General features: G+C 73.0%; 18 protein-coding genes. 8 read left to right on the forward strand and 10 right to left on the reverse strand.

From position 1 onward, the window contains the following. Positions 1–135: 135 nt before the first annotated feature. A complete protein-coding gene (locus KGD83_RS20475) occupies positions 136–363 on the forward strand; it encodes a hypothetical protein (RefSeq protein ID WP_013152067.1) in 228 nt (75 codons plus the stop codon). A gap of 134 nt (positions 364–497) precedes the next feature. Here the strand turns inward: KGD83_RS20475 and KGD83_RS20480 are convergent, their stop codons facing one another. After that, complete coding sequence (locus KGD83_RS20480; protein ID WP_212640715.1) at positions 498–1,646, reverse strand: helix-turn-helix domain-containing protein; 1,149 nt, start codon at positions 1,644–1,646, stop codon at positions 498–500. A 246-nt stretch (positions 1,647–1,892) separates the two neighbouring features. On the opposite strand from KGD83_RS20480, the gene KGD83_RS20485 reads away from it, so the two are divergent. After that, complete coding sequence (locus KGD83_RS20485) at positions 1,893–3,194, forward strand: M20 family metallo-hydrolase (RefSeq protein WP_212640716.1); 1,302 nt, start codon at positions 1,893–1,895, stop codon at positions 3,192–3,194. 237 nt (positions 3,195–3,431) lie between these two features. Here the strand turns inward: KGD83_RS20485 and KGD83_RS20490 are convergent, their stop codons facing one another. The 3 genes from KGD83_RS20490 to KGD83_RS20500 form a co-directional block, all read right to left on the reverse strand. After that, complete coding sequence (locus tag KGD83_RS20490) at positions 3,432–4,766, reverse strand: MFS transporter (protein WP_212640717.1); 1,335 nt, start codon at positions 4,764–4,766, stop codon at positions 3,432–3,434. 185 nt (positions 4,767–4,951) lie between these two features. Continuing rightward, entirely contained in the window at positions 4,952–6,598 is a 1,647-nt protein-coding gene (locus KGD83_RS20495) for an amidohydrolase (RefSeq protein WP_212640718.1), read from the reverse strand. Positions 6,599–7,120: 522 nt separating this feature from the next. After that, complete coding sequence (locus KGD83_RS20500; protein ID WP_212640719.1) at positions 7,121–8,137, reverse strand: LacI family DNA-binding transcriptional regulator; 1,017 nt, start codon at positions 8,135–8,137, stop codon at positions 7,121–7,123. A gap of 156 nt (positions 8,138–8,293) precedes the next feature. Between KGD83_RS20500 and KGD83_RS20505 the strand changes: the two genes are divergently transcribed. The 4 genes from KGD83_RS20505 to KGD83_RS20520 all read left to right on the forward strand — a co-directional run bounded on the left by KGD83_RS20505 (position 8,294) and on the right by KGD83_RS20520 (position 13,787). Then, complete coding sequence (locus KGD83_RS20505; protein WP_212640720.1) at positions 8,294–9,433, forward strand: Gfo/Idh/MocA family protein; 1,140 nt, start codon at positions 8,294–8,296, stop codon at positions 9,431–9,433. Beyond that, complete coding sequence (locus tag KGD83_RS20510) at positions 9,426–10,346, forward strand: DUF6807 domain-containing protein (protein WP_212640721.1); 921 nt, start codon at positions 9,426–9,428, stop codon at positions 10,344–10,346. Before KGD83_RS20505 ends, KGD83_RS20510 begins: the two co-directional genes overlap by 8 nt. After that, positions 10,343–11,107, forward strand: coding sequence for a cupin domain-containing protein (locus KGD83_RS20515; protein ID WP_212640722.1), 765 nt, complete (start codon positions 10,343–10,345; stop codon positions 11,105–11,107). The genes KGD83_RS20510 and KGD83_RS20515 overlap by 4 nt, the downstream gene beginning before the upstream one ends. A gap of 1,060 nt (positions 11,108–12,167) precedes the next feature. Beyond that, positions 12,168–13,787: a carbohydrate-binding protein gene (locus KGD83_RS20520; protein ID WP_212640723.1), complete on the forward strand. Its 1,620-nt coding sequence runs from the start codon at positions 12,168–12,170 to the stop codon at positions 13,785–13,787. Between the two features lie 215 nt (positions 13,788–14,002). On the opposite strand, the gene KGD83_RS20525 is transcribed toward KGD83_RS20520, so the two are convergent. The 4 genes from KGD83_RS20525 to KGD83_RS20540 all read right to left on the reverse strand — a co-directional run bounded on the left by KGD83_RS20525 (position 14,003) and on the right by KGD83_RS20540 (position 17,657). Continuing rightward, positions 14,003–15,067, reverse strand: a complete 1,065-nt coding sequence (locus tag KGD83_RS20525) for a fatty acid desaturase family protein (RefSeq protein WP_212644521.1) — start codon at positions 15,065–15,067, stop codon at positions 14,003–14,005. Beyond that, positions 15,054–15,950 (reverse strand): STAS domain-containing protein, encoded by an 897-nt coding sequence (locus KGD83_RS20530; protein WP_212640724.1) that lies wholly within the window; start codon positions 15,948–15,950, stop codon positions 15,054–15,056. The genes KGD83_RS20525 and KGD83_RS20530 overlap by 14 nt, the downstream gene beginning before the upstream one ends. 322 nt (positions 15,951–16,272) lie before the next feature. Continuing rightward, positions 16,273–16,569 carry a hypothetical protein gene (locus tag KGD83_RS20535; protein WP_212640725.1) on the reverse strand — a complete coding sequence of 99 codons (297 nt, stop codon included), beginning with the start codon at positions 16,567–16,569 and terminating at the stop codon, positions 16,273–16,275. A gap of 113 nt (positions 16,570–16,682) precedes the next feature. Next, complete coding sequence (locus KGD83_RS20540; RefSeq protein WP_212640726.1) at positions 16,683–17,657, reverse strand: alpha/beta fold hydrolase; 975 nt, start codon at positions 17,655–17,657, stop codon at positions 16,683–16,685. Between the two features lie 54 nt (positions 17,658–17,711). Here KGD83_RS20540 and KGD83_RS20545 point away from each other — a divergent pair, with 54 nt between their 5' ends. Continuing rightward, a complete protein-coding gene (locus tag KGD83_RS20545) occupies positions 17,712–18,383 on the forward strand; it encodes a TetR/AcrR family transcriptional regulator (protein ID WP_249351977.1) in 672 nt (223 codons plus the stop codon). A 57-nt stretch (positions 18,384–18,440) separates the two neighbouring features. On the opposite strand, the gene KGD83_RS20550 is transcribed toward KGD83_RS20545, so the two are convergent. After that, the gene (locus KGD83_RS20550; protein WP_212640727.1) at positions 18,441–19,619 is read right to left on the reverse strand and encodes an alpha/beta fold hydrolase; all 1,179 of its coding nucleotides are present in this window, start codon (positions 19,617–19,619) and stop codon (positions 18,441–18,443) included. Positions 19,620–19,739: 120 nt separating this feature from the next. Further along, positions 19,740–20,117: a MerR family transcriptional regulator gene (locus KGD83_RS20555; RefSeq protein WP_212644523.1), complete on the reverse strand. Its 378-nt coding sequence runs from the start codon at positions 20,115–20,117 to the stop codon at positions 19,740–19,742. Positions 20,118–20,230: 113 nt separating this feature from the next. On the opposite strand from KGD83_RS20555, the gene KGD83_RS20560 reads away from it, so the two are divergent. Continuing rightward, a complete protein-coding gene (locus KGD83_RS20560) occupies positions 20,231–21,304 on the forward strand; it encodes an alkene reductase (RefSeq protein WP_212640728.1) in 1,074 nt (357 codons plus the stop codon). Positions 21,305–21,601 lie beyond the last annotated feature (297 nt).

Raw genomic sequence — 21,601 nt, forward strand, 5'->3', positions numbered from 1 at the left:
GCACCGCTGGAGCGACACGGGACACACGAAAATCGCTGTCCTGATTTTTATCGTTCCGTTATGGGGAATGACCTGGAGACCAGACGGAGAGTGCTGCCGTCACACAGGAGGAGTACCGAGAAAGAAAGAGGAAGCATGCGGATCATCCAGCCGAGCATGAAGCGCATCAAGCTGGTCGTGCCCGACACCGTCGATTTCGTCGGCATCCGCGACCTCGACGGGACCTTCACCAAGGTGGCCTCCCCACAGAAGAGCTACCGCTTCAAGCGTGAGGACGCCTCCTTCGACTTCGCCTCCACCGGAAAGACCGTGGAGGAGGACGGAGACAAGGCCGAGGTCTTCACGGCGGTGAGCGTGAAGTAACGGCGTCCCCACACGCCTCCCTCGGAAGAACCCCCGGACAGCGTCGGAGTACGAGCACCAGAGCACGGAGGTCCCGCGTGCGGCCCGGAACCCCTCCCGGGCCGCACGTGCTCTGCGCGCGGCCGGTCCGTGCGCTAACGCCCCGAGAACAGCACCAGGGCCTGGGCCGCCTCGGCCGGGACGGTCAGGTCCAGGCCGGTGGTCTCGCGGAAGGCCTGGAGCCGGTTGACCACCGTGTTGCGGTGGCAGTACAGGGCCTCGGCGGTGGCCTTGACCGACCCGGTCGCGGCGTAGTGGGCCAGCGTCTCCAGCAGCCGCGCCCGGCTGTCCCCGTCCAGCCGCTCGAAGCGCTCCAGCCGGTCGCGTCCGAAACCGGGGATCAGGCCGCGCAGCTGGTCGTGGGCGATGGCGGACCAGACGTCCTCCTCGCGCACGAACCCGCCGCCGGTCGCGGCGTAGCCGGACAGGACGCGGGCCGCCTCGACGGAGGCCGGGACCGCCGCCAGCCCCCGCACCCGCGCGACCAGTCCCCCCGAGGCCCCCGAGGGCAGGTCCGGCCACGGCGTCCGGGCGGTCTCGCGCACCAGGGCGACGCCGTCGTCGAACTCCCACGCCAGCCCACCGCCGCGTTCGCGGACCCGGGCCGCGGGCCGCTGCTCGCGCTCCGGGGGCGGCACGACGAAGGCCACGTCGAAGGTCCCGTGCTCGGGGAGCCCCAGGGTGCCCGCCACCTCGGAGGCCACGGCGGCGGCCCGGCCCCCGGAGTTGAGCAGCCGGGAGAACGCCTGGGCCGCGGCCGCACGGGAGTCGCGTTCCAGGGCGGCCCGCTCCTCCAGGAACGCGGCCTGCACGTCGCTGATGTACTGCTCGACAGTGGTGAGGATCTCCTCGGCGTGCAGCACGAGGATCTGCGAGGACCCGGGCCCGCCCGCGCGCACCAGACCCGCCCAGAGCACGCGGAAGTCGAGCCGGACCGCCTCCAGCAGGTGCTCGCGCGCCACGCCCTGGCGGGCCCGGCGCACGCCCAGGCGGGTGGAGAGGTCGCGCAGGTGGTCGGGCAGGGGCACTCCGGCGATCCGGCGGGTGAGCATGTCGAAGGTCTCCGTGGCGCTCTGGCGCAGGTCGGAGTCGGGGACCATGCCGTCGGTGTAGTCGCCCAGGGCAGCCAGGCGCTGGAGGAAGTCCTCGACGAGGTTCTCCCGGTCCCCGGCGAGCAGTTCGACCATGCCCGCCCAGGAGCGGGGCTCGTCGGCGGGCGGGGCCTGATCCGCGGGGTCCGTCACGGCCGCCTCCCTTCGTGCGTCTCGACGGCTTCCGGCTTCCGGCTTCCGGCTTCCGGCTTCCGGCTTCAGGTGAGCGGGGCTCGGCGTGCGGCGCCCGGCGTCCGGTACCGAGTCTATGTGCACATGCACAGCACCTCCGGGGAATCTTGTGTGGATGACGATTGAGCGGCGCGGGGCGTGTGGCGAGGATGGACGTGGCCCACGCCCGCCCCCCGCGACCCGACGTTCTCCGAGAGGAACACCGCCATGACCGCACACGAACAGGGCCCGTCGCAGGACGCCGCATCCGCCGACGCCCGCTTCCTGGAGGACTTCCGGACCATGAGCGCCTTCGGCGCCACGCCTTCGGGGGGCGTCGACCGGCAGGCCGCCACCGGGCCCGACATCGCCCAGCGGCGGTGGCTGGAGGGACTGCTGACCGAGCGGGGGCTGCGGGTGGTCTACGACCGCGTCGGCAACCAGTTCGGCCTGCTGGAGCGGGTGCCGGGCGCCCCCTACGTGGTCGTCGGCTCGCACATGGACTCCCAGCCCACCGCGGGGCGCTACGACGGGGCCTACGGCGTGCTGGCCGCCGCCCACGCCGTCTTCCGGATCGCCGGGCAGGACGCCGCCGCCGGAGCCCCCGCGCCCGTGTACAACCTCGCGGTCGTGAACTGGTTCAACGAGGAGGGCTCGCGCTTCACGCCCTCCATGATGGGCAGCGCCGTCTACACCGGCGCGCTCCCGCTGGAGACGGCGCTGGCCGCGCGCGACGCGGACGGGGTCACGGTGGCCGAGGCCCTGGCGCCGACGGGCTTCCTGGGCGGGGGCGACGGTCCCGAGGCCGCCTTCTGCGCCGAGGTCCACGTCGAGCAGGGGCGCGTCCTGGAGGAGTCCTCCACCACGATCGGCCTGGTCAGCGCCAGCTGGGCCGCGCGCAAGTACGCGGTCACCGTCCACGGGGAGCAGGCGCACTCGGGGGCGACCGTGATGGCCGACCGCCGCGACGCGCTCGTGGGCGCCTCCATGCTGGTCGTGGCCGCGCGCGAGCTGGCCGACCGGTTCCCCGGGGTCCTGCACACGGCCGTGGGACAGTTCGACGTCTACCCGAACTCGCCGGTGGTTGTGCCCTCGCGCGTCGAGCTGCTGCTCGACCTGCGCTCGCACGACGAGGAGGTGCTCGCCGAGGCCGACCGGCTGTTCCAGGAGCAGGTCGCCCGCATCGAGGCGGCGGCCTCCGTCACCGTGGAGCAGACCCTCTCCCACTCCTGGGGCGTCAACCCCTACCAGCCCGAGGGCGTGGCCCTGGCCCGCGCCAGCGCCCGGAGCCTGGGGCTGAGCAGCGACGAGGTCATGACCGTGGCCGGGCACGACTCGATCAACATGAAGGAGCGCGTGCCCACGGTCATGCTCTTCGTGCCCTCGGTCGGGGGCGTGTCCCACAACGAGGGCGAGTACACCCAGGACGCCGACCTGGTCGCGGGCCTGGCGGTGCTCACCGACGTGGTCCGGCGGCTCGGCGCGGGCGAGTTGGCCTCCGACGGGTCCTACACGCCCGGACGCGCGTGAGCGCACCGCCCGGCCGCTGAGGCGGAGGGCGGCGAGGGCCCGCGCACGCCGCGCGGGCCCCTCGCCGCGTCCGGGAGCGAAACACCGAACACGGACCCCGGCACCGGGAAGGAGGGCCGCCCCGTCATCGGGCGGTGCCGCCGGTTCCCCGTGCGCGGTGCGGAACGGGCCCGGACGGCGGAACGGGCGGTGACCGGGAGCCCCCGGTCACCGCCCGTCGCGTTCCCCCCTGCGGTGTCAGCGCACCACCACGTCGTCGCGGACGCGCAGCCGCTCGCCGTAGAAGCCGCCGACCGCCGTGACCAGGGCGATCCCCAGGAACAGCGCCGAGGCGACCCAGGACCGGCCGTCCGCGCTCTCCAGCAGGGCGGTCGCGATGAACGGCAGGAAGCCGCTCAGGGCGCCGGCCAGGTTGTAGGCCAGCGCGACGCCGCTGTAGCGCAGGTTCGCCGGGAACAGCTCGGTGAGCAGCGCGCCGGAGACCGCGTAGGCGATGGACAGGAAGCCCACACCGCCGGCCACCGCCAGCACCACGAGCACCGGTGATGTCGTGTCGATCAGCCAGAACACCGGGAAGGCGATCACCGCCGTGGCGATACCGCCCCACATGGTGACGCGTCCGGGCCCGAGCTTCTCGGCCAGGCGACCGAAGTAGACGATCACGCCGATCTGCACCACCGCGGCGACCAGGGTGGCGTTGACCATGAGGCTGCGCGACAGTCCGAGGGTGTCGGTGCCGTAGCTGATGGCGAACGTCGTCATGACGTAGAAGCCGCCGACGCCCAGCATGGCGGACGCGATCGCGATGAGGAGCCTGCCCCACGCGTGGCGGAACACGTCGACCGCGGGGACCTTGGAGCGCGCCTCCTGCTTCTCCATCTCCTCGAAGACCGGCGACTCCTCCACCTTCTGGCGGATGTAGACGGCGACCAGCAGCAGCGGGAAGGCCGCCAGGAACGGCAGGCGCCAGCCCCAGGAGTCGAACTGGTCGGCGGGCAGGAGCAGGACCAGCGAGAACGCGCCCGAGGAGAGCAGGGTGCCCACGGGCGAACCGATCTGCGGCAGGGCCGCGTAGCGCCCGCGCTTCTCCGGCGGGGCGTGCTCGACGGCGATGGTCACCGCGCCGCCCCACTCGCCGCCGACCGCGACGCCCTGCACGAGCCGGAGCAGGGCCAGCAGCAGCGGAGCGGCGATGCCGATCGAGGCGAAGTCGGGCAGCAGGCCGATGAGGCCGGTGGCCACACCGATGGAGACCACGGTGATCAGCAGCGCTGGTCGCCGTCCGATCCGGTCGCCCATCCAGCCGAACAGCACCGCGCCCAGCGGACGCGCGACGAAGCCGACGCCGAAGGTGGCGAACGCGGCCAGGGTGGCGGCCGTGGCGTCCAGCGTCGTGAAGTACAGCCGGTTGAACACGAGCGCGGCGGCCGTGCCGAAGAGGAAGTAGTCGTACCACTCCAGCGCGGTTCCGACGAAGGCCGCGAAAGCGATCCGGCCCGCCTCGCGACCGCTCACCACCGGCCCGCCGCGTGCCGGGCGCTCCTCGGTCGCCTCTGGGTCGAGGTCACTCATGGTTGGTTTCTCCTATTCGCTGTCCGCGCCGGCGGCGGCGCGGTGTTCAGGGGATGGGGCGGTGACGGCCGGGCGTTCGTCCGGTACCGCCCGTCGGACACGGACGGGGCCCGGTCGGGTGGGACCGGGCGGGAAGCCGTGTCGGGCCGGTTCGGGCCGGACCTCGCCGGTCCGGCCGGGCCGGGTCAGGTCAGACCGTCGAGGACGTCCGCCCCGTGCACGCACTCCCCGCCGACGAGGGTCGCCAGGACGCGGATCGTGCCGATGCCCTCCTCCGCGGTGTCCACGGGGTCGCGGTCCAGGACCACCAGGTCGGCGAGCTTGCCCGGGGTCAGGCTGCCCCTGCGGTGCTCGTCGCGGCTGGCCCAGGCCGCGTCCATCGTGTAGGCCCGCAGGGCCTGTTCGGCGCTGACACGCTCGTCGGCGGCCAGAACGGTTCCCGAGGCGGTCACGCGCTCCACCATCGACTCCATGCCCAGGAGCGGCGCCCCCGGGGCGACCGGCCGGTCCGAGCTGCCCGGGACGCGCAGCCCGTGGTCGAGGAAGGAACGGTGCCGGTAGAGCCAGGGCACGCGGTCCGGGCCCACGGCGGCGGCCATGCCGTCGCCCAGGGCGTACAGGAACCGGGGCTGGGGCACGGGGACCAGGCCCGCCTCGGCGATACGGGGAAGCTGGTCCGGGCGCACCACGCCCGCGTGCTCGATGCGGTGGCGCACGTCGGGGCGCGGCAGCGCGCGCTGGGCCTCGGCGAACGCCTCCAGGGCGACGTCGACTGCGTCGTCGCCGATGGCGTGCGCGGCCACGCGCCATCCGGCCCGGTGGGCGGCCACGACCAGCGCGCGCATCTCCTCCGGGGAGTTCTGGTACACGCCGTGGCCGTGTCCGCAGAGGGGCTCGGTGACGGCGGCGGTGCGGCCGATGAGGGACCCGTCGAGCCAGATCTTCATCGGTCCCAGGCGCAGCCGGTCGTCGCCGAAGCCGGTGCGCAGCCCCAGGTCGATGCCGGTGTCGATCCCGTCGTCGGCGTGCCCGCCCAGCGGGTGCATGTTGTCGGCGGCGACCATGAGCTCGACCCGGGGAAGCAGCTCTCCCCGGTCGCGGGCGAGCTGGTAGGCGGCGGCCTCCACGGGGGTGCGGCCGATCAGCCCGCGCCCGATGCCCGCCTCCACGACGTGGGTGAGGCCCTCGGAGGCGTAGACCCGGGAGGCGCGCGCGAGCGCGTCGGCGAGTTCGGTCACCGGGTAGGGCATGACCAGCGCGGTCACCAGTTCCTGCGCGCGCTCCTGGAGCAGGCCGGTGGGGGCGCCCGCGCCGTCGCGGACGATCACTCCCCCCTCCGGGTCGGCCGTGGCGGTGTCGGACACGGCGGTGTCGATCCCGGCCTGACGCAGAACCGCGCTGCTGACGGTGCACATGTGGCCTGAGCGGTGCTTCAGCCAGACGGGCCGGCCGCCTCCGGCCCGGTCGAGGCCCTGGCGGTCGGGGTGGGCGCCGAGCAGGGCGTCGTCGTAGCCGGAGCCGACGATCCAGGTGTCCTCGGGCAGCGTCGCGGCGGCGCGGGCGACCGCGTCGTAGAGGGCGTCCAGGGTGGACACGGTCTCCAGCTCCAGCTCGGCGAGCGACTGGCCGAACCACGCCATGTGGTTGTGCGCGTCCCCGAAACCGGGGACGACCACGGCGCCGCCGCAGTCGACCGTCCTGCGCGCGGGCAGGTCGGCGACCTCCTCGTCCAGGCCGAGGACGCGCCCGGCGGCGATGCCGAGCACCGTGGCGAAGGGCCGGTCGTCGTCGACCGTGCGGATGCGGGCGTTGGTCAGTTTGAGGTCGAGCATGCTGGAGTCGTTCTCCGTGGGGCGCAGCGGTTGGGACGGTTGCGGCGGTCGGGTCCCGGGCGGGCGCGCCGCCGGACGCGGCTCATCCGACGGGCGGAGCCGACGTGCCGCGCGGACGGAAGCGGGCGGAGCGGAGCCGACGTACGCACCGCGCGCGGGGTCGGCGGCGGGCGTGGAGCCGCCCGCGCCGTGGCGGTCGCGCGTGCTCCCGCCTCCGCTGGTGCCGCACGGTTCACGCCGCCCCCACCTGGGATTTCCCTCCAGGTTGCAGCAACTGTGAGCTGGCGAACAATGGCGATTCGCAGCGGATTGGGCACGCGGCGATAGGCATGTGCACAACGACCGCGCGGTACGCGACAATTCCGAAACACGCACGTCATACGCCGTTACCTGCGCGGTGTCACATCGCACAGTCGCGCGTGCGGGGCGCGGGGCGGTCCGGACCCGGCGCCTCCGTGCCGTCCCCGGTGCCCGGGCGCCACGAGGGACGCGAAGGCGCGAGGGCCCGGGCGGGACCCGCCGTCAGCGCCAGGGACCCGGGCCGGTGGACTCGCGCCACAGGATCGTGTTGAGCGGCTCGCGCCCCACCTCCGCCGCCGTGCCCCGCACGGCCGCGACGAGGCGGCGCATGGCGTTGACGCCCAGCCGTTCGAGGTCCACGTCGACCGTGGTGAGCGAGGGCGACAGGTAGGCGCCCACCGGGTTGTTGTCCCACCCCGTCACGCTCAGGTCGCCCGGTACGCTCCACCCGCGCTCCATCGCCGCGCGGACCGCGCCCGCCGCGACCACGTCGTTGCCCGCGATGACGGCGCTGACGCCGCTGTCCTCGGTCAGGGAGCGCACGGCCTCGGCGCCGGACTCGGCCGTCCAGTCGCCGTCGAACACGCCGTGGGACTCCAGCCCCAGGCGTTCGACCGCCTCCAGATAGGTCCGCCTGCGCCCCCGCGCCGAGGCGTACTGGAGGGGGCCGGACACGTGCAGGAAGCGCCGGTGCCCGGTCTTGGCCAGCCCCTCGACGAGGTCGGCGACGACCGAACCGTCGGCGATCTCGCCCAGACCGCGCATCTCGTCGTCGTAGTCGGCGGAGACGACCACGGAGGCGCCCTCGCCCGCGTCCCGGAGGCTGTCGGGGGCGACGGGTGCCAGGGACAGGACGCCCTCCACCTGGCCCGATCCGGCGAGTTCGAGCATGCGCTCGGTGCGGGCCCCGACCCCGCCGTCCACGCTCACCGCCTCGACGACGAACCCCTCCGCGTGGGCCGTCTCGATGGCCCCGGCCAGCAACCGGCTCGGGCTGGCGCCGGGCACGCCGGGCAGGAGGATCGCCAGGCGCCCGGTCCGGCGCGTGCGCATCGACCGGGCCACCAGGTTGGGGCGGTAGTTGAGCTCCCGGATCGCGGCGTCCACGCGCTCGCGGGTCGCCTCCTTGAGCCCGCCCTCGAAGCGCAGGTAGCGCGAGACGGTCTGGTGGGAGACGCCCGCCAGGCGGGCGACCTCCATGATGGTCGGTCGGCGCCTGGGCGGGTCGGTCTCGGCCATCGGCTCCTCCTGGGGACGGGGCCCGCCGACGGCGTCCGTCGGCGGGGCCTGTCTTGACCGCGTCGGTCTTGACGGTGGATGTGAACGATCACTATTTTAGACCCGGCCGCAGAAAGTGAACGTTCACCATGGGTTCGTGATCCGAGGGGTGTGCCAGTGCCGAGTCCCAGACCACCGATTCGCGTAGCCGTCGTCGGAAGCGGCGGCATCGCCCGGGGCAGGCACCTGCCCGCGCTCGCCGCCCTGGGGGACGGGGTCGAGGTGGTCGCGTTGGCCGACCTCGACGCGTCCCGTGTGGCCGCGACCGCCGACGAGTGGGGCGTTCCCGGCCGCTACACCGGCCTCGACGCCCTGCTGCGCGCCGAGTCCCCCGACCTGGTGATCGTGTGCACGCCGCCCGTCGCGCACAAGGACGCGGTGATCAAGGCCCTGGACGCCGGATGCTGGGTGTGGTGCGAGAAGCCGCCGACGCTGTCCCTGGCCGAGTACGACGAGGTCGCTACCCACGAGGGGAGCGAGCGCGGGCCCTTCGTCAGTTACGTGTTCCAGCACCGCTTCGGCTCCGGCGCCGAGCGCCTGCGCCGCCACCTGGCCGAGGGAACGCTCGGCCGTCCGCTCGTCGGCGTGTGCAACACCCTGTGGTTCCGCGCCCCGGACTACTTCGAGGTCCCCTGGCGCGGACGATGGGCGACCGAGGGCGGCGGCCCGAGCATGGGCCACGGCATCCACCAGATGGACCTCATGCTCTCCCTGCTCGGCGACTGGTCCGAGGTCACGGCCGTGATGTCCACGACCGCGCGGTCCACCGAGACCGAGGACGTGTCCATGGCGATCGTGCGCCTGGAGTCGGGCGCGACCGTCTCCGTGGCCAACAGCCTGCTCTCCCCCCGCGAGACCAGCTACCTGCGCTTCGACTTCGAGCACGCCACGGTTGAACTGGAGCACCTCTACGGCTACGACAACGCGCACTGGCGCTGGACCCCCGCGCCGCACGTGCGCGACGCCGACGCGGTCGCGTCCTGGCCGCCGGTGGAGGACGAGCCGAGCTCGCACCGGGCCCAGCTCTCCGCACTGCTCGACGCGATGGAACGCGGGGAGCGGCCCCGCGCCAGCGGCCCCGACGGGCGGCGCGCGCTCGAACTCGTCGCGGGCATGTACCGGTCGGCCCTGACCGGCACGGCGGTGCGGCGACGGGACCTGACCCCCGACGACGGCTTCTACCACGCGATGCACGGGGGCGACGCGGACACCGCCGCGGCCGTCCTCACCAGAACGGAGGAGACCACAGGTGTCTGAGACCCCCACCCTGACCGAAGGAGACGACGCGCTCACCGTGGCGGTGGGCGGGGTCGAGATCGCGCGCTACGTGCTGCGCCCCGACTCCCCCGCCACCGAGTCCCCCAAGCCCTACCTGCACCCCCTGCGCACCCTCGGCGGCGCGCCGCTGACCGCGTTCCGGCCGTGGGACCACCGGTGGCACAAGGGCCTCCAGATGACCTGGTCCCACGTCTCGGGACAGAACTTCTGGGGAGGGCCGACCTTCGTCCGCGGCGAGGGCTACCGGTGGCTGGGCAACAACGGCGCCATCGGCCACGAGGGGTTCACCTCCGTCGCCCGCGACGGCGAGGGCGTCTCGGTCACCGAGCGCCTGGCCTGGAGGAGTTCGGGCGGCGAGCGGTGGATCGCCGAGGTGCGCACCCACCGGTTCCACTCGGCGGACCGCGAACGCGGGATCTGGGCGCTGGACTTCGCGACCTCGCTGACCAACGTGCGCGGGGAGACCCTCGAACTGGGCAGTCCCACCACCCACGGCCGCGCCGCCGCGGGCTACACCGGGCTCTTCTGGCGCGGCCCCCGGTCGTGGACCGGCGGCGACGTGGTCGGCGCGACCGGCCTCACCGGCGCCGACGTCATGGGCACGGAGGCCAACTGGATCGCCTTCAGCGGCCAGCACGACGAGGTCGACGGGGGCGCGACCGTCCTGGCCTACGCCGGGACCACGAGCGCCGCCGTCCCGATCAGGTGGTTCGTGCGGACCGAGCCCTTCCCCGTGTTCAGCCCCTCCCCCTCATTCGACGAGGAGATCGTCCTGGAGCCGGACCGCACCCTGAGCCTGAGCCACCGCCTGGTGTTCGTCGACCGGGTGTGCGCCGCCGACGAGGCCGGTGCGCTCGCGCGGGAGTACGCGCCCGGGGAGGACACGCCGTGAACACGCCCCGTTTCCCCGGCGGCACCGCCGTCAGCGGCCTGCGGGTCTACGACTGGGAGGCGCCCGACGGCCTGCACGGCGGCACGCCCCACGTCCACACCGCGTCGTCGGAGGCCTACGTGGTGGTCGCGGGCGAGGGCGAGGTGCACACGGTCACCCCGCAGGGCGTCGCGGCCGACCCGCTCGCGGCCGGCGCCGTGCTGTGGTTCGCCCCGGGCACGGTGCACCGGCTGGTGAACTCCGGCGGTCTGGAGATCACCGTGGTCATGCAGAACGCGGGCCTGCCCGAAGCGGGCGACGCGGTGTTCACCTTCCCCCGTGAGGTGCTGGCCGACCCCGCGGCCTACGCCGCCGCGGCTGCCCTGCCCGCGGAGGGGTCGGAGGAGCTGCGCGCGGAGCGGACGCGGGCCCGGCGCGACCTGGCCCTGCGGGGCTACTGGGAGCTGGTCGCGTCGGTCCGGGAGGAGGGCGCGGGGGCGCTGGAGGAGTTCCACCGGCTCGCGGCGGAGGTGGTGCGGCCGCGTGTGCGGGAGTGGCGTGAGATCTGGCGCGAGGGCGTGGAACGCGAGGTGGAGCGCACCCGGGAACAGCTCGCGGCGCTGGCCGGGGGCGACCCGGGGATCATGCGGGAGGCCGCCGTGGTGCGCACCGAGCCGGGGCCGGGGCCCCGGGCGTTCGGGATGTGCGGACGCCTGCGGACGTGGCGGGCGGCAGAGGTCCCCGGGACCGACGGGCCCCCGGCGGTCCCAGAGGGCCCGTAGGCCCCGGGGACCCTTCGTTTCAGGCTCCCGGGGAACCCCGGGAGCCTCGGAGATCCCAGCGGCCACGGACACCTCCGACCTGACGGAATCCCCGGGGACCTGGCACATCTCAGTGGCCCCGGAGACCCCGGACTCCCCGGTAGCCCCCGAGTCCCGGGAGCCCCGGAAAGGTAGATTGACCGCCCCGGGAAACGGCCACGGCTCCGCCCGCGCGAAGTGACGGCGAAACCGGTGAACAGACCGCCTCGCCGGGACCGCCACGGGGCCGTGCGAGGCCCGTCGGGCCTTCAGAGCGGGCCGCCTACACCAGACGCGGTCGGACCTCGACGGCACGCCTTCCCCGCTGCGCGCCCCCGTCACGTGGGTCGCTGACCTCATACACGCACCTCCCACATCGCGCCCTGCGCCCTGGGCCCTACCTGCGAAACCCCGATGGATGCCCCGGAGCTCCGCCTTGCCCGCCGCCTGACGACGGAGCGCGCCAGTGTTCACCGACGTCCTGGTAAGGGCTTTCCGCATCACCTGGTCCGGCCTCTCCGACGACGCCGTCCATCCAGGTCATTGACCTCGCGAAGCGCGACGCGCGAACACAGTCGAAAGACCCTCCGTCACTCGCGGCCCTTCCTTCCCCATCGGACACACAAACGGACATCTCGACGCGCCGCCCGCACGACGGCGCCGCCGCGCCCGAGAGTCACGGAGGCTGACACAGAGCACTCCCGGAAAAGCGAACACCGCCCCGAACAGGAAGGACTCCGCTCCAATAACACGAAAAAACATGCAGAACAAGACCATTGACGTGCTGAGCACAAACACTTAACTTCTCGCCTGAAAGCGCTTTCCGCCCTACGGGCGCCACCGTTCCACCGGCACGGTCGGCCCCGTGGCCGCACCGTCCCATGACCGACCGCGCCGCACTTACCGCGCCGCACGACTCCACAGCAACGGCTGTGCCGCACCGGCCGTACCCGCGAAGCCCCCGTCCACCCCTCCCCTCACTCCCGTCCTTTCCGTTCACCGTCCCAATGGTCAGACGCACCAACCCCCCTGGAGACGAACGATGAAGACCAGACCCGCCCTCGCGTGCGCCGCCCTCCTGGCAGGCGCGCTCGTCACGCTTTCCGGCACGGCGGCGCACGCCGCCACCACCCGCTACGAGGCCGAGGGCTCCTCCGCCTCCTGCAACGGCAGCATCGAGACCGAGTGGCCGGGCTACTCCGGCGACGGGTTCTGCGACACCGAGAACGAGGAGGGCGCCCACGTGCAGTTCAGCGTGAACGCCTCCGCCTCGGGAACGGCCACGCTGACCGTGCACTTCGCCAACGGCACCTCCTCCGCCCGCCCGGCCGACGTCCTCGTCAACGACTCCCGGACGGCGTCGGTCCCCTTCGAGGGCACCGGCGGCTGGGACGAGTGGGCGGCCAAGACGCTCACCGTCCAACTCGACGAGGGCGCCAACACGATCCGGTTCGACCCGACCGGCTCCCAGGGCATGCCCAACGTCGACTACCTCGACGTGGAGACCAGCGGCGGAGGCGATGACGGCGGCGGTGACGACGGTGGTGGCGACGACGGCGGTGACGACGACAACCCGCCGGCCTCGGACGCGCTGTACGTGGCCCCGGGCGGCAGCGCGGGCGCCGACGGCACCGAGTCCGACCCCACCACGCTCACCTCGGCCATCGACCGGATCGAGCCCGGCGGGACGATCCACATGCGCGGCGGGACCTACTCCTTCTCGGACACGGTCACCATCCCGCTGGGCGAGGACGGCACCTCCGGCGACCGCACGGAGCTGTCCGCCTACCCGGGTGAGACCCCGGTGCTGGACTTCTCCGCCCAGAGCGAGGACTCCGCCAACCGCGGCCTGGCGCTGGAGGCGTCCTACTGGCACATCGAGGGCATCGTCGTCGAGCACGCCGGGGACAACGGCATCTTCGTCAGCGGCAGCCACAACGTCATCGAGCGCACGGTGACCCGCTTCAACCGCGACACCGGACTCCAGCTCTCGCGCCGCGTCTCCAGCACCCCCGAGAGCGACTGGCCCGCCCACAACCTCGTCCTGAGCGCGGAGTCGCACGACAACGCCGACTCCGACGGCGAGGACGCCGACGGCTTCGCCGCCAAGCTCACCTCCGGCCCCGGCAACGTCTTCCGCTACGCCGTGGCCCACAACAACATCGACGACGGCTGGGACCTCTACACCAAGAGCGAGACCGGTCCCATCGGCGAAGTGACCGTCGAGGACTCCCTCGCCTACGAGAACGGCGTCCTCAGCGACGGATCCCAGGCCGGGAACGGCGACCGCAACGGCTTCAAGCTCGGCGGCGAGGACATCGGGGTCGACCACGTCATCACGGGCAACATCGCCTACGACAACGGCAAACACGGGTTCACCTACAACAGGAACACCGGCTCCATGACGGTGTCGGACAACGTCGGCATCGGCAACGAGGAGCGCAACTTCAACTTCGACGGCGGCTCCTCGGTGTTCCGCGGCAACACCTCGTGCGACAGCGGTTCCAACGACCGGACCATCGGCGACGCCGACGGCTCCAACCAGTTCTGGTCCGGCTCGAACGGGTCGCGGTGCTCCTCATACGACGGCGGCCTGGACTGGTCCCACTCCGCCGACGGCACCCTGGTCGTGACCTTCGGGGGCCAGCGGGTCACGCCGTAACCGGCGCCCGGGGCGGGTGCGCCGACACGACCGAGGCGCCCGCCACGGTCCGGTCCCCGGACCCGCACCGTGACCGGGGAACGAAAGGCCCCGGCCGGCGGATCTTCCCACTGGCCGGGGCCTCCACGCGTCCGAGGGGCGCCGGGCGCCCAGGGGATGCGCACGGTTCCACGGGAAGGCACGGGTACCGGACCACCACTCGGCGGGGAGGGGGCTCAGTACTCCAGCTCCGGGCGCAGCGGTCCCCCCACCCGGTGCAGGTGCCGCAGCACCTCGGCGTAGGAGCGCAGGAGTCCCGCCTCGTGGTAGGCCAGCCCGTACCGCTCGCAGGCGGCCCGGACCAGGGGCTGCGCGCGGCGCAGGTTGGGCCTGGGCATCGAGGGGAACAGGTGGTGCTCGATCTGGTAGTTCAGCCCGCCCAGGAGCAGGTCGGTCAACGGCCCGCCGCGGATGTTGCGTGAGGTCAGAACCTGGCGGCGCAGGAAGCTCGCCTTGGTCCCCTCCTCCAGGACGGGCATGCCCTTGTGGTTGGGGGCGAAGGAGCACCCCATGTACAGGCCGAACAGGCCCTGGTGCACCAGGACGAAGCACAGCGCCTGGAGCGGCGGGAGCGTGAGCAGGACGATCGTGAGGTAACCGCCCAGGTGGAGCGCCAACAGCGCGCCCTCCAGGAGGCGGGTCCGCACTGGCCGCGCGCCTTCGGCCAGCTCGCGCGCCGAGGCGGCGTGCAGGTGGAAGGCCTCCAGGAGCAGCATCGGGAAGAACAGCCACGCCTGGCCGCGGGCCAGCCACCGGGCCGGGCCCCGTCGGCGCGTCAGGGCCTGCTCACGGCTGAAGGCCAGGGCGGTCCCGGCGATGTCGGGGTCCCTTCCCTCGTGGTTGGGGTGGGCGTGGTGGCGGTCGTGCTTGTCGACCCACCAGCCGAACCCCAGCCCCACCAGTAGGTTTCCGTGTACGCGCCCGATCAGGCGGTTGACCCGCTGGCTGGCGGAGATCTGCTGGTGCCCGGCGTCGTGCCCGATGAAGGCGGTCTGCGTGAAGAGCACCGCGAGCACCGCGGCCGTCACCATCTGCCACCAGGAGGGCCCGATCAGCACGAAGGCCGTCCAGACCGCGGCGAGCAGGGACAACGTGACCGCGATGCGCAGGGCGTAGTGGCCGGGTCTCCTCCTCAACAATCCGGAACCGTCCACGGCCCGGGAGAGGACGGCGAAGTCGCTCCCCCTGCGCTGTCGTGTCCGAGCGGCGTCGACGGAACCCTCCTGGTCACCTTCGGCTATCAAGCATGGCCTCCTCCGTCGTCGCGTACACCGGCGAAAGCTCGTGCATTCCGATAATTCCCAGGACTCGGCGGACCTGCTCCGACGGAGCCGCCAGCCTCAGGTCCACACCCAGAGCTTCGGCCCGCATCCACGCCGCCGCCAGCAGGGACACGCCCGCCGCACTGAAGAAAGTCACCCCGGACAGGTCGACGACCACCCTGTCGGCGTCCGCGCGGAGCGCGTCGAACAGGTCGTCGCGGTACGACGGGACCGTCGCCAGGTCGATCTCGCCGCGGACCCGGACGAGCACCTGACGGGGACCGTTGTGTTCCTCTCGCGGCGCGGCTTCTGCGCTCCTGGGCCGACGGGACGTCCGCGCGGTCCCCTCCGCCTCGTGGAGCAGTCCGCCCTCGGACTCCCAGTCCGTCTCCGGCGCCGTCCTGGGGGGAGGCGGAAGCATGCTCGCCACGCCCATGACCTCCGAGGCCCTGGCGGTGTTGGTGGCCAGGGCCGCCAGGTCGAGCGCGGACGAAGCGGTGAACGCCCCCGTGCCGGGGGGAACCACCAACAGGCGGGTGCGCGAACCGTTGCACGCGACCGCGACCAGGAGGTCCGCGGGCATGTCCAGCGACCAGGAGAGGTGGACCGCGCGTCCGGCCACCGCGAGGAGTTCCGGTCTGGTCCGCCAGCCCGTCACCCCCAGTTCGAGCCCGTGGACGGTGCCCCGGTGCGCGTCGAGGGCCAGGACCAGTCCGGGCAGTTCCGCGACGGGGTCACCGGACCTTGGCCACCAGCCGCCGTCCAGGACGGCGCCGCGGTACGGGGTGGAGTTCAGCCTCAGCCTGGGGACCGAGGGAGGGGTGTCGGAGACGGTGGGCGGGTGTTGCGTGAAAGGAGCCATGAGTCGGGTGCTCCACAATCCCCGGGACGGACGAGTAGTGTGCAGGCCGCTCCGGACGAAGAAACGTGAGCGCGGCAGGCGCGTCACGGGCTAGCGGAAAGGGGCGCGGTTCCCGGACCGGTACCGGGGTACGGCGGTCCGGGCCTCGAAGCCCGGAACGGGCGTCATCGTCATACCCTTGACCCGGCGAGCCGGGCTCCCTCTGAGCGGGGCAGCGTCCCAGCTCGGACCCCCATCCTACACCCGCCCCTCCGCCCTCCCCCGTTACGACGACGGCGCCCGGGCCGTCCTCGGCCCGCTCGGTGCTCCTCATCGCCGCCGCTCAGGGGTCCAGTAGGCGCAGCGCGTCCTCCCAGCGGTGGCGGCGGTCGGCCTCCGGCAGCTCCCACCACGGCGTTCCGCGCTCACCCAGACCCTCCTTGGCCAGGGCCACTCGTGCGCGCGCACGCCCCTCGGCGTCGGTGTCCCCGGCGCGCAGCGCGGCGGCCACGTCCCTGCGCGCGGACATCAGGTGTCTCACCAGGCGCTCGCGTACCGGTTCCGGCAGTTGCGGGTCGCTCGCGCGCCAACGTCGGCCGGAGACCACGACGTAGCGTCCGTCCTCGGTGCGTTCGGGCATGTCCGTGTGGTGCCCGCGATCGGTCCCCGACAAGCGCGCTGCTGGCACCGGGACCGGTCATCGCCGGACTCAGTACAGGTCGACACCCGCCCCGGCGCCGGTCGTCACCCGGTTCAGGTCCGGTCGGCCCCGTCCAGGAAGGCGGCGATGTCTGCGGCCAACTCCTCGGGGTACTCGCCGTTGATCGCGTGCGAGGCCTCCGGGTAGACCTCCACCGTGCCGTGGGGCAGGGCGCGCTCGGCGGTGGCCGCGGCGGTGTCGGGATCGTGCATCACCGACCGTCCGGCGACGAACGCCAGCACGGGCGCGTCCAGGCCCGTGAGGGCCTCCTCGCTGATCCTGCCGGGCTGGGGCAGCTTGAGCGCGTAGTTCTGCATGGCGGACTCGATCATCCGGGCGACCGGAACGTCCTCCACCGGAGCGCCGCCCGCGGTCCAGGAGTTGAAGCCGTCGCGCCAGGAGCGCGGCAGCCAGGGCAGCGAGGCGGGCAGGGAGCGCAGGACCGCCTCCACGGGCATGCCGTCGAATACGAACACCGGGTCGACCAGCGTCAGCGAGGCCACCAGCGAGGGTTCGCGGACGGCCAGGTTGGTCGCCGTCCAGCCGCCGATCGAAAGCCCCACCAAGTGGAACCCCTCCTCGGGCAGGCCGTCCAGGGCCTGGTGCAGCCAGGCCGCCTGGTCGGCGTCGTCCTCGATCGGCCGCTCCTGCACGCTCATGCCGGGTTCGCCCAGCAGGTCGACCGTGTAGACGTCCCCGACCTCCAGCAGGGAGGGCAGGTTGCCCGCCCAGACCGGCGAGGGCGCCGCCCGGCCGGGCAGAAGGACCAGAGGTTCCCCCCGGTCCCCCTCGCCCTCGAAGCGGTACATCCGCACGACCCCGTAGTCGGTGCGCACGTCGATCTCGGCGTCGGGCCGGGGCAGGTCGGCCATCGCGGCGTCGTAGGTGCGCATGAAGGCGTCCCGCCCCTCGGCCGAGCGCCAGTGCCCCACCGGTGAGGGCGCGCGCAGGGCGGCCGCGGCGAGGAGCACCGCGGCGACCACGGCGCACGCCACGATGATCCACCGGTTGCGCTTCTTCTTCTGCATGACAACCCCTAACCGATTGGTAGGTAATCTGACCATACGGTAAGTTCTGGAGTCATGACAAGAGAGCACCCCCGGTCACGGGAACCCGAACAAGAGCACGAGCAGGCGGAGGGACAGGCCCGGGGGCGGGAGCGCGGCTCCCGCAAACCCACCCTGACCGAGCAGGCGAGGCGCGCGCAGCTCATCGACGTGACGGTCCGGCTCATCGCCGAACACGGGGACGCGGCGACCTCGCTGGCCCGCATCGCCGAGGCCGCGGGGATCACCAAGGCGGCGGTGCTGTACCACTTCCGCTCCAAGGACGCCCTGGTGCGCGCGGCGCACGAGAGCGCGCTCAGCGGCCTGGTCGAGCACGTGGGCCGGGCCGTGGAGAGCGTCGGCGCCGAACGGGCCCCCGCCGCCTACATCCGCTCGATGGTCGGCTACCTGCGCGACCACCCGGGGCACACCCGGGTAGTCATCGCGGCGGTGAGCGACGAGGACCGCCGCTCCAGCCAGCGCTGGCGCCCCCTGGCGGACCTGATGGCGGCCGCCCGGCGGGCGCGCGGGGCGGACTCGGGCACGGAGGGGCCGGACCTGCGCACCACGGCGCTGATCGTCGGCGGCGGCGTGGACGCGATCGTGGCCGAGCACCTGGACCACCCCGACTACGACCCGCTCGCGGCGGCCGAGGATCTGGTCGCCATGCTCGAAGGCGTCCTCTTCTCGTCAGCTTCCCGGCCCTGACGGACCGGGCGAGCATTCGAGCGCAGGACGACCGAACGGTCCCGTGGGGACGTGTGCTCAGAGGTCGAGCAGCGGTACGAGAGCGCGAGCGAACTCCGCCGGTTGCGCGCTCGCGCCCACGTGGTTGCCGGGCATGTCGATCAAGGGCTGACCCAGCAGAGCGGCCAGGGCGCCGGCCGCCCGACGCGCCATCTGGTGATGGCTCGACGAACCGGCGCACACGGTCAGCCCGGCTCGGCGCAGGACCTCGATGTCGGGCTCGTAGAAGACGGCGGGGCCCGCCATCTGGCCGAGGAAGTAGCGGTTCTTGTCGAGCTCTTCGGGCGGCAACTCCGGCAACGCGATATGTGCGGGAGGCACCTGGTCCGGGGCTGTGTGGTGGGCGGCGCCGCTCAGGTCGAAGAACTCCTGCACGGCTCGCTGAGGATCAGTCTTCGCGACGGCGAACGCCGACGCGGCGCGATCTGCGAGGGCGGCGTCGTCCAGGAGGGTGATCAGGGGCGGCTCGTGCAGCACGGCCGATCCGACGAGGTCGGGATGCTGCCCGGCCAGTTCGAGAAGGGTCACGGCACCGCCGCTCGTGCCGACGAAGATCGCCGGGGCGCCGGTGAGCGTGTCGACCAGCGCGGCGAGGTCTCCAGCGAGGACTTCGGGCGTGGGCGCGGCCATTCCGGGCGTGACGCGACTGGCACCGATACCGCGGGGATCATGGGTGACGACGGTGAACCGCCCCGCGAGCTCGTCCGCGAGAGCGGCGAACCCGCCCCGCCCCGCCGGCGCGCCGACGAGGAAGAGCAGTGGCCCCTCCCCCTGAACGCTGTAGACGATCGTCGTGTCGGGTCGTTCGAGGACTTCCGGCGAGTCGGTCGCCTGATCGGTGTAGTCCGCGATCTTGCGGGCGATCACCTCAAGGGCACGGTCCAGCGCGTCACGGCGGTCCTCGACGCGACGGCGATGCGCTGTGAGCAGCTCCAGCCGCAACCGCGACGGGTCGGTGACCTCGGCGTCGGCGCCGGTGAACTGCGCGATGTCGGCCAGGGGCATCCCCGTCTCGCGCAGGTGAACCAGCATGTGGATCAGGTCGACGTCGGCGGCGACGTACTGACGGCGCCCGGCGGTGTCACGCCGCGGGGCGGGCAGGGTCCCCTGTCGCTCGAAGTACCGCAGCGTGTCGGGTTCGAGACCGGTACGCGCGGCGACCTCACCGATGCCGAACCGCTCTTCTCGCTCACTCATGGTGCGAGCCTCGCACTCGGACCTCGGTCCAGGTCAAACGAGGACCTTCGGACCACGGACCTGAGTGCGAACCGACCCGCCTCTCCCGTCGGTACGGCCAGGGCCCTCCGGCGGAGCGGGTCAGGCGACGGCGCCGGAGCGGAACCGCTCCCGGTAGGCGAGGGCCGCTTCCGTCAGGCCGTCGAGCGCGTCGCGCGTGCGCACCAGTTCGGCGATGTGCTCGGTGAGCCGGTCGCGCTCCTGGGCCATGCGCTCGATCGCCGCGTCGGAGTTGCGCTCGCTGGGCGTCTCGGCGCAGGGCAGCACCTCGGCGATGGTGCGGCTGGACAGCCCGGCGGCGTACAGCCGCTGGACGAAGGCGACGCGCTCGACGGCGGCCTCGTTGTAGTGCCGCTGCCCGCTGGCGCTGCGGGTGCTGGCGAGCAGCTCCTGCTCCTCGTAGTAGCGCAGGGACCGGACGCTCACACCCGTCCGCCTGGCGAGTTCCCCGATGCGCACGACTTCCTCCCCCGTGACCTGTGACACAGCCGCTTGCCCCTCACGTCGATGTCAGGTTTTAGCGTAGTCGACGTGCCCGACCGGGGCACACCGCCCACAGAGGAGAACCTGTCGTGACCAGCCTTTTCCAGCCCTACCGGCTCGCCGACCTGCACCTGCCCAACCGGGTCGTGATGGCGCCGATGACCCGTGTCCGCGCCGCGGAGGGCGGGCTGGCGACGCCGTCCATGGCGGCGTACTACGCCCAGCGCGCGACCGCGGGGCTCATCGTCTCCGAGGGGGTGCAGCCGAGCCTGGTGGGGCAGTCCAACCCGGGGACGCCGGGCCTGTACACCGACGAGCAGGTCGCCTCCTGGAAGCCGGTGACCGAAGCGGTGCACGCCAACGGCGGCCGCGTCTTCGCCCAGATCATGCACGGCGGACGCGTCTCGCACCCCGAGACCACCGGAACGCAACCGGTCGGCCCCTCGGCCGTCGCGGCCGTGGGCGACGTGTTCACGCCGAGCGGCCCCCGGCCCGCGCCGGTGCCGCGTGCGCTGGAGGAGGCCGAGGTGCCCGAGCAGGCCGAGTCCTACGCCAGGGCAGCACGCCGCGCGGTCGCCGCCGGGTTCGACGGGGTCGAGCTGCACGGGGCCAACGGCTACCTGATCTCGCAGTTCCTCTCGGACAACGCCAACCTGCGCACCGACTCCTACGGGGGTTCGGTGGCCAACCGGATCCGTTTCGCCGTCGAGGCGACCGCCGCGACCGCCGACGCCGTGGGGCCCGAGCGCACCGGCATCCGCCTCTCCCCCGGCGCCGGGTTCTGGGGGGTGGAGGAGACGGGCGTGCGCGAGATGTACACCGCGCTGCTGGCCGAACTGGCCCGCATCGGGATCGCCTACGTCCACCTCGAAGCCACCGCCGACGAGGAACTGCTGCTGGAGCTGCGCCGCGCCTGGCCGACCACCCTCATCATGAACCCGGTACTCCCCATGGGGCCCAAGCAGGTCGGCCGGACCGAAGCCGACCGCTGGCTCGGGCTGGGGGCAGACCTCATCAGCTTCGGCCGCGCGTTCATCGCCAACCCCGACCTGGTGGAGCGGCTGCGCACCGGGCTGCCGATCGCGCCGGTGGACGAGGCGACCTACTACCAGGGCGGCGACCGGGGGTACCTGACCTACCCGGCGTACCAGTACAGCGCGTAGGCAGCGGAGGGAGCGCGGCGGCCCTTCCGGGGAGTCTCCCGGAAGGGCCGTGGTCGCGCGGAACCGGGGCCGGGTAACCAGAACCCCCCTCTGCCCCAGGGACCACAGGCGCGGACGCACGGACACACGACCAGGGCATCCGCCCCCGCAACCCGTTCCGGTATGCTCGTACGGCATCCGCGCCGCCCGGCGGCGGACGGCGCGACGCCCTGCTCGCCCGCCCGCGAACCGAGGGAGGCCCCGTGTCGACGACCACCGTTCCAGGACCGCTGTCGTGAAGCTGTCGAGGGTGGCACC

This window comes from Nocardiopsis akebiae (assembly GCF_018316795.1).
Classification (GTDB): Bacteria; Actinomycetota; Actinomycetes; order Streptosporangiales; family Streptosporangiaceae; genus Nocardiopsis; species Nocardiopsis dassonvillei.